A 6,759-nucleotide genomic window follows, 5' to 3' on the forward strand; every position below is an offset into this window, starting at 1 on the left:
TTCCTCCTAGGAAACGGTGGAGATCAGGGCTTTGAGGTCCGCGAGATCCTGCGGCGCCAGGTTTTGCAGGGGCGGCCGGACCGGGCCCGCGGACCGGCCGATCGCGTCCAGGCCGCCCTTGACGATCGATACGGAGTACCCCTTGACCCTGTCCCGGATGTCCAGATAGGGGATGACGAAGTCGTTGAGTTTCCGGTTGACGGCAGCTCGGTCCTGGTTGCGGACGTCCCGGTAGAAGTCCAGGGCGAACTGGGGCACGAAGTTGTACATGGCGCTGGAGTAGGTGCTCATGCCCAGCTGCAGCAGCGGGAGGGCGAAGGTCTCCGCGGTGGGCAGGCCGCCGAGGTAGAACAGCCGGTCGCCCAGCTTGGCGTAGACGCGGGCATCGTGTTCGAGGTCGCCGACGCCGTCCTTGAAACCGATGAGGTTCTCGTGGCGGTCGGCCAGGGTGGCCACCGTGGTGTCCTTGTAGATGGCGTTGGCCCGGTTGTAGATGATGACGCCCAGGGAGGTGGAACGGCAGACGGCGCTGACGTGTTCGATGAGCCCGGCCTGGTCCGCCTCGGTCAGGTACGGCGGCAGCAGGAGGATACCCTCGGCTCCGGCGGCCTCGGCGGCCCGGGTGTTTTCGATGGCCTGGGCTGTGGATCCGCCCGCGGAGGCCAGGACGGGAACCCGCGCTCCGACCTCGTCGACGGCGGCCCGGACCACGCGCTCCGCTTCGGCCGGCGTGAGCGAGAAGCCCTCGCCAGTTCCCCCGGCAGCAAAGAGCCCCGCCACCGGGAAGCTGGCCTGCCAGGCCAGGTGCTTGCGGTAGTTCTCCTCATCGAACTGCAACTGCGCATCGAACGATGTGACCGGGAAGGAGAGCAGTCCCTCTTTGAGCGTGTCGAGCAGTTCGAGGGGTGTGTATTTTGCCACGGTGGGGTCCTCCGGGTGGGCGTCGTGATGGGCGCTGGTGGTCTGGTTCCCCTTCAGACTAGGCGCGGGGTAGATGCCTGTCTAAGTGCATTTTTGTATGTATTGATACCCAAAGTGCATCGCTGACTGCCTACTCCATCTGGTATTCCAGCTCCGCCAGCAGCCGGCCGAGTGCCGGGTTCTCCATCCGGCGGTTCCAGATGGCGTGCAGTTCCACCGGCTCGCCCTTGCTGCCGGAGAGCGGAAGGAACTCGACGCCGTCGATCCCGAGGGCGGTCGCCGAATGCGGGACGAAGGCGACGCCGCGCTTGGCTGCCACCAGCGCCACCATGGTCAGGATCTGGCTGACGGTATGGACCACATTGCCGTGCTGGATGGGGAAGGTCCGGACCACGAGGTCATAGAAGTAGCGCGCCTGCAGGGGCGAATGCATGATGATGGGCTCGTCCTTGAGCTCGTCGTTATCGATTTCCCGGCCCAGGCGGGCCAGGCGGTGGCCGCTGGGTACGGCGAGCACCAGCGATTCGCGGTACAACAGGTGCGAGTCGAACACCTCCTGGTCAAAGGGCGGCCGGGCGAGCCCGAAGTCGAGCTCGCCGGTCTGCAGCGCCTGGATCTGCTCGCCGGACACCAGCTCCTGCAGGTCGATGTCGACGTCGGGCAGGCGGGTGCTGATCTCCTCCAGCAGGGGGCCGAGGATGCTGAGGCCGCTGGCCGCCGTAAATCCGATCCGCAGGAGCCCGGACCGGCCGGAGGCGATGCGCCGGGCCGCCACCGGGGCCCGCTCGGCGAGCGCCAGCAGCCGCCGGGCCTCCTCTAGGAAGGCCCGGCCGGCATGGGTCAGCTGGACCTTGCGGTTGTCCCGCTCGAGCAGGTCCGCGCCGACGCTGCGCTCGAGCTTCTGGATCTGCCGGCTGAGGGGCGGCTGGGTCATGTTGAGCCGCTCAGCTGCACGGCCGAAGTGCAGCTCCTCCGCCACGGCGATGAAACCGGCAAGCTGGTCAAAGGTAAACATTCATGCCTTCCGGGTATTACTCGATGCCCATTCGGGCTTAGACAGGCATCATAACGTCTCCCTACACTCGATTCAGCGAGCCGACGTGATGCGGTTCACAATGCTTCCGGGGCGACCGCCCCGACCACCAATGAGGAGTTTCAATGATGCACTTCCCTTCGCGCCGCACCATGATGGGGGCGGCCGGCGCCGTGACGCTGCTGGCGTTGACCGCCTGCGGCAACGTGGCAGGCGGCAGTACCGATTCGTCCAAATACCCGAATGGGCCCGTCAACTTCACCGTGGGCCAGGCGCCGGGCGGCAGCACCGACCTCATCGCGCGGGCCATCTCCGAGGGCGCCGCCAAGAGCCTTGGCGCTCCGATGCCTGTGGTCAACAAGCCGGGTGCCAACGGTGCCCTGGCCAGCAAGGAGGTGGCGGGCAAGCCGGCCGACGGCCAGAACCTGGTGCTCCTCAACGCGTCCCTGATCACCATCACGCCGCTGGCCGTCACCAAGGACGAGGCCGTCAACATCGATGACTTCGACGTCATCGCGGGTCTTTCCCAGGACGACTACGTCATGGTGGCCAGCGAGAAGTCCGGCTTCAAGAGCATCAAGGACGTCACCGGCGCCGGACGGAATATCACGTTCGGCACCACCGGCGTCGGAACCGGCAGCCAGTTGGCCCAGACCGTCCTGTTCAAGCAGGCCGGCGTCAAGGGTACGGATGTACCGTTCGACAGCGGCAAGCCTGCGCTGACGGCCGTCCTCGGCAACCAGGTGGAGCTCGCGACGATCCAGCTCGGTGAGGCCATGCCGCAGATCAAGGCCGGCAAGGTCACGCCGATTGTGGTCTTCTCCGAACAGCGCAACCAGTTCCTCCCGGATACCCCCACGGCCAAGGAGTCGGGATACGACGTACCCGTCGCGCAGTACCGCGCCGTCGCCGCCCCGAAGGGCACGCCGCAGAACGTGAAGGACAAACTGCTCGCCGCCCTCAAGGAGACGTTCAAGTCGGATGCCTACAAGTCCTTCAACGAGCAGAACCTGCTGACCCCGAAGGAGATTTCGGGCGAGGAAGTGGTCACCCAATGGAAGGACTACGCCGCGAAGTACAAAGCCCTGGTGGAGAAGTACAGCATCAGCCTCAACGGGACGAAGTGAATCCAGTGACAGCAGCGCACCAGCCGGTGGCCGCCGGAGCCGGGAGCCCCGCGGCCCCCGGCCCCGGCGGGGACGCCGCTTCCGGCGCCCAGGAAGAGCTCTCCGACGATTTCACCCCCGAACAACTGGCCGCCCAGTGGGAGGACGAAAAGCCGCCCGCGGCCGGACCCCTGGCCAACGCGGCGTCCTCCCTGGTGGTGCTCGGCGTCGGCGTCGGATCCCTCGTCCTGTCCGTGGCGATGGGCCTGGGCACCCCCGAGGCACCGCAACCGGGACTGTGGCCGTTCATCATCAGCTGCGTCATGGTGGTCCTGGGGCTGTTCCAGCTGATCATCGGCCGGCACAACCGGGACGCCGAGAAATTCACCCGGATGTCCCTGGCCCCCGTCACCGGCCTGGTCACTCTCGCCACCATGGTGGCCCTGATGCCTGCCATCGGCTTCGAGCTGCCCGCGATGGTGCTGTGCATCATCTGGATGCGCTTCCTCGGTGGCGAAACTTGGCGTTCCACGCTGCTGGTCAGCGCGATCGTTGTGGTGGCCTTCTACGGCATCTTCGTTATGGCCCTCAGTACCTCCATCCCCCACCTCTTCTAGGAGAACCCCGTGGATTTTCTGAATCCCGTGATCAACGGATTCACCGTTGTCCTGGAGCCGACCAACCTCCTCTACTGCCTGATCGGCGTCGTCATCGGCATGCTGATTGGTGTGCTGCCCGGACTGGGGCCCGCGGCGACCATCGCCATCCTGCTGCCGCTGACGTACAACGTCGAACCCGTCACCGCCATCATCATGCTGGCCGGCATCTTCTACGGGGCGCAGTACGGCGGCACCATCACCTCCGTGCTGCTGAAGCTCCCGGGTGAAGCGTCCTCCGTCGTGACCGTTTTCGACGGCTACCAGATGGCCAAACAAGGCAAAGCCGGCACCGCCCTGGGCCTGGCCGCCATCGGCTCGTTCATCGGCGGAACCGCGGCCATCCTCGGCCTGACGTTCCTGGCCCCGATCGTGGCGAGCTTCGCACTCGACTTCGGCCCCGCCGAATACTCGGCGCTGGCGCTTCTTGGCATCCTGCTGGTGGCCACCATCAGCAACGGCGCCAAGACCAAGGCTCTGATCGCCGCGGCCCTCGGGCTGCTTCTCGCAACCGTGGGCCGGGACATCTTCACCGGCGAGAGCCGCTTTACATTCGGAAGCCTGGAACTGGCCGACGGGATCGACTTCGTCCCCATCGCCATGGGCGTCTTCGGCCTCGGCGAAATCCTCTACAACCTGGAGGAACGCCACCGCGCCGCCAAAGCCCCGTCCAAGGTCGCGAACGTCTGGCCATCCCGCAGCGACCTGAAGGAAGCCTCGGGCGCGATCGGCCGCGGTTCGGTGCTCGGGTTCTTCCTCGGCATCCTGCCCGGCGGCGGCGCCACTATCGCCTCGATGGCGTCCTACGCCATGGAAAAGAAACGCGCCAAGCAGCCGGAGCGCTTCGGCAAGGGAGCGCCCGAGGGTGTCGCCGGTCCCGAAACGGCCAACAATGCCGCCGCCACGTCCTCGTTCATTCCGCTGCTCACGCTGGGCATCCCGGCGAACGCCACCATGGCCCTGATGTTCGGCGCGCTCCTGATCCAGGGCGTGACCCCGGGCCCGCAGCTCGTTGAGGAGCACCCGGACCTGTTCTGGGGCGTCGTCAACTCGATGTACATCGGCAACATCCTGCTGCTGATCATGAGCCTGCCGCTTGTGGGTTTGTTCGTGAAAATCCTCCGGGTGCGGGCCGCCATCCTGGCTCCCGTCACGGCGCTGATCACCCTGCTGGGCGCCTACACCATCAACAACAGCATGTTCGATGTCACGCTCGTCGTCGTCTTCGGCGTCATCGGCTACCTCATGAAGAAGTTCGGCTTCGAACCCGGGCCGCTGGTTCTCGCCTTCGTCCTGGGATCGCTGCTGGAGAGCTCGCTGCGCCGGTCGCTGCTGGTCTTCGGCGGGGACCCGGCCGGCTTCTTCAGCCGCCCTATCTCGGCGACGCTCCTCATCGCGTTCGTCCTGGTGGCCGTGCTGCCCGGTCTTCGGTCCCTGCTAGCCAAACGCAAGCTCTCCGCTGCCGGAGCAGCCGCCCCTGAAAACATCAAGGAGAAGGTATGAGCATCATCGTCGGCTTTGTCCCCACCCCGGCCGGGCAGGCGGCCCTGACGGCCGGCATCGCGGAGGCCACCCTCCGCCGCCAGGACCTCGTCATCGTCAATTCCGCGCGGGAGGGCGCACTGGTGGATAAGTCCGTGGCCACGTCCGCGCTCCTGGCCGAGGCCGCCCAGCGCGCCACGGACGCCGGCGTTTCGGCGTCGGTCCTGCAGCCCTCCTACCAGCACGACCTCGCCGACGAGTTCCTCGACCTCGCCCGGGAGGTCAACGCCAGCCTGATCGTCATCGGCCTGCGCCGCCGGTCCCAGGTGGGCAAATTCATCATGGGAAGCCACGCGCAGCGCATCCTGATCCAGGCCGACCGTCCGGTTTTGGCGGTCAAGGCCGACGGAGCGGAAGGCTAGGCAGGGCGGCGACGACGTCGATCGGCGACCGCGAGGGCGGCCGACGGCGGCAGGCCTCCGGGCGCTGTGCGCGGGCTCACCAGCCCCGCCGGCCCGGAGGCCTTCTCAGTTAAATCCAGTCCGAAGCCGTCCCGGGGACGGCCATCATTTAGCCGCGCCCAATGAACGGCATCCCGGCGGCGGTGATGACGAGCGATCCCACGGTGGCGGAGGCGGGCAGGCCGGCCATCAGCAGTACGGCGCGGGCCGCGTCCTCCACGGGGAACGTGGGCTCGGCGCGGCGGGTTCCGTCCGCTTGCAGGGCTCCGTCACCGACGCCGATCTGGTCCATGAGTTTCGTGGCGGCGTTGCCGATGTCGATCTGGCCGCAGCTGATGCCGAAGCCGCGGCCGTCCAGGTCGATGCTCTTGGTCAGCCCGCTGATGGCGTGCTTCGTGACCGTGTACGCCACAGTGCGCGGCCGAGGGGAATGCGCCGAGACCGAGCCGTTGTTGATGATCCGGCCGCCCTGCGGTGTCTGGGCCTTCATGGCCCGGACCGCGGCGGCGGCGCACAGCAGGGAGCCAGTCAGGTTCACGGCGGCGGTGGCTTCCCAGTCGGCGACTGTGAGTTCGTCCACCGACGCCGCCGGGCCGAACACCCCGGCGTTGTTGAACAACACATCCACCCTCCCCCAGTGACCGACCACCTTGGCGAAGAGGCGTTCGACGTCGTCGGGCCGGGTGACGTCGCAGGGCACCACGAGGGCCTGCGCGTGGCCCGCGCCGGTTTCCTGCAGGGGTTCTTCCCGGCGGCCGGCGAGGACCACGCGGTAGCCGTCGGCCAGCATAAGCCGCGCCACCGCCCGGCCGATCCCGGACCCCGCCCCGGTGACGACGACTACCCTGCCGGGCTGGTGCTGGTGTGTCATGGGGTACTCCTGGGGTGGCGGGCGGGTGTCCGGTCCCGGTCAGCCTATGCCGAGTGTGCACTTCGCGGCAGTGTGCGTCGGGCAAAGTCATAGGGTCGTTGCAACGCTCTGAAAGATGGAGCGTTTGATGGGCAACGTATTTTCCTTGGATTCCCGGACTGAGTTCTTTGATTTGGTGTGCGGCGGGATGTCGGTTCTGGCTGCTGCCCGGCGTGTCGGCGCGGCGCGT

Annotated in this window: 7 protein-coding genes; 4 read left to right on the forward strand and 3 right to left on the reverse strand. The window is 66.9% G+C overall.

All coding sequences use genetic code 11. The features are described 5' to 3' along the window. Positions 1-6 precede the first annotated feature (6 nt). Together kdgD and AC1DBE_RS09145 are read right to left on the reverse strand one after the other, a co-directional pair. Positions 7-921, reverse strand: a complete 915-nt coding sequence (gene kdgD, locus AC1DBE_RS09140; protein WP_476970330.1) for a 5-dehydro-4-deoxyglucarate dehydratase — start codon at positions 919-921, stop codon at positions 7-9. A gap of 130 nt (positions 922-1,051) precedes the next feature. Beyond that, complete coding sequence (locus AC1DBE_RS09145) at positions 1,052-1,936, reverse strand: LysR family transcriptional regulator (protein ID WP_476970331.1); 885 nt, start codon at positions 1,934-1,936, stop codon at positions 1,052-1,054. A 143-nt stretch (positions 1,937-2,079) separates the two neighbouring features. Here AC1DBE_RS09145 and AC1DBE_RS09150 point away from each other — a divergent pair, with 143 nt between their 5' ends. The 4 genes from AC1DBE_RS09150 to AC1DBE_RS09165 are packed head-to-tail and all read left to right on the forward strand — an operon-like array spanning position 2,080 to position 5,620. Then, positions 2,080-3,081: a Bug family tripartite tricarboxylate transporter substrate binding protein gene (locus AC1DBE_RS09150; protein WP_476970332.1), complete on the forward strand. Its 1,002-nt coding sequence runs from the start codon at positions 2,080-2,082 to the stop codon at positions 3,079-3,081. Positions 3,082-3,086: 5 nt separating this feature from the next. Then, complete coding sequence (locus AC1DBE_RS09155; protein WP_476970333.1) at positions 3,087-3,677, forward strand: tripartite tricarboxylate transporter TctB family protein; 591 nt, start codon at positions 3,087-3,089, stop codon at positions 3,675-3,677. 9 nt (positions 3,678-3,686) lie between these two features. Then, the gene (locus AC1DBE_RS09160) at positions 3,687-5,219 is read left to right on the forward strand and encodes a tripartite tricarboxylate transporter permease (protein ID WP_476970334.1); all 1,533 of its coding nucleotides are present in this window, start codon (positions 3,687-3,689) and stop codon (positions 5,217-5,219) included. After that, positions 5,216-5,620: a universal stress protein gene (locus AC1DBE_RS09165; protein WP_476970335.1), complete on the forward strand. Its 405-nt coding sequence runs from the start codon at positions 5,216-5,218 to the stop codon at positions 5,618-5,620. Before AC1DBE_RS09160 ends, AC1DBE_RS09165 begins: the two co-directional genes overlap by 4 nt. Positions 5,621-5,768: 148 nt before the next feature. Here AC1DBE_RS09165 and AC1DBE_RS09170 read toward each other — a convergent pair whose 3' ends face one another. Next, positions 5,769-6,530, reverse strand: coding sequence for an SDR family oxidoreductase (locus AC1DBE_RS09170; protein ID WP_476970336.1), 762 nt, complete (start codon positions 6,528-6,530; stop codon positions 5,769-5,771). Positions 6,531-6,759: the final 229 nt, after the last annotated feature.

This window comes from Arthrobacter sp. 10T416 (assembly GCF_056394165.1).

Excerpts from the sequence above, each read along its gene's own strand:
- AC1DBE_RS09150 (WP_476970332.1), top strand. The coding sequence starts at position 2,080 with ATGATGCACTTCCCTTCGCGCCGCACCATGATGGGGGCGGCCGGCGCC.
- AC1DBE_RS09165 (WP_476970335.1), top strand. The coding sequence starts at position 5,216 with ATGAGCATCATCGTCGGCTTTGTCCCCACCCCGGCCGGGCAGGCGGCC.
- AC1DBE_RS09145 (WP_476970331.1), bottom strand. The coding sequence starts at position 1,936 with ATGTTTACCTTTGACCAGCTTGCCGGTTTCATCGCCGTGGCGGAGGAG.
- AC1DBE_RS09170 (WP_476970336.1), bottom strand. The coding sequence starts at position 6,530 with ATGACACACCAGCACCAGCCCGGCAGGGTAGTCGTCGTCACCGGGGCG.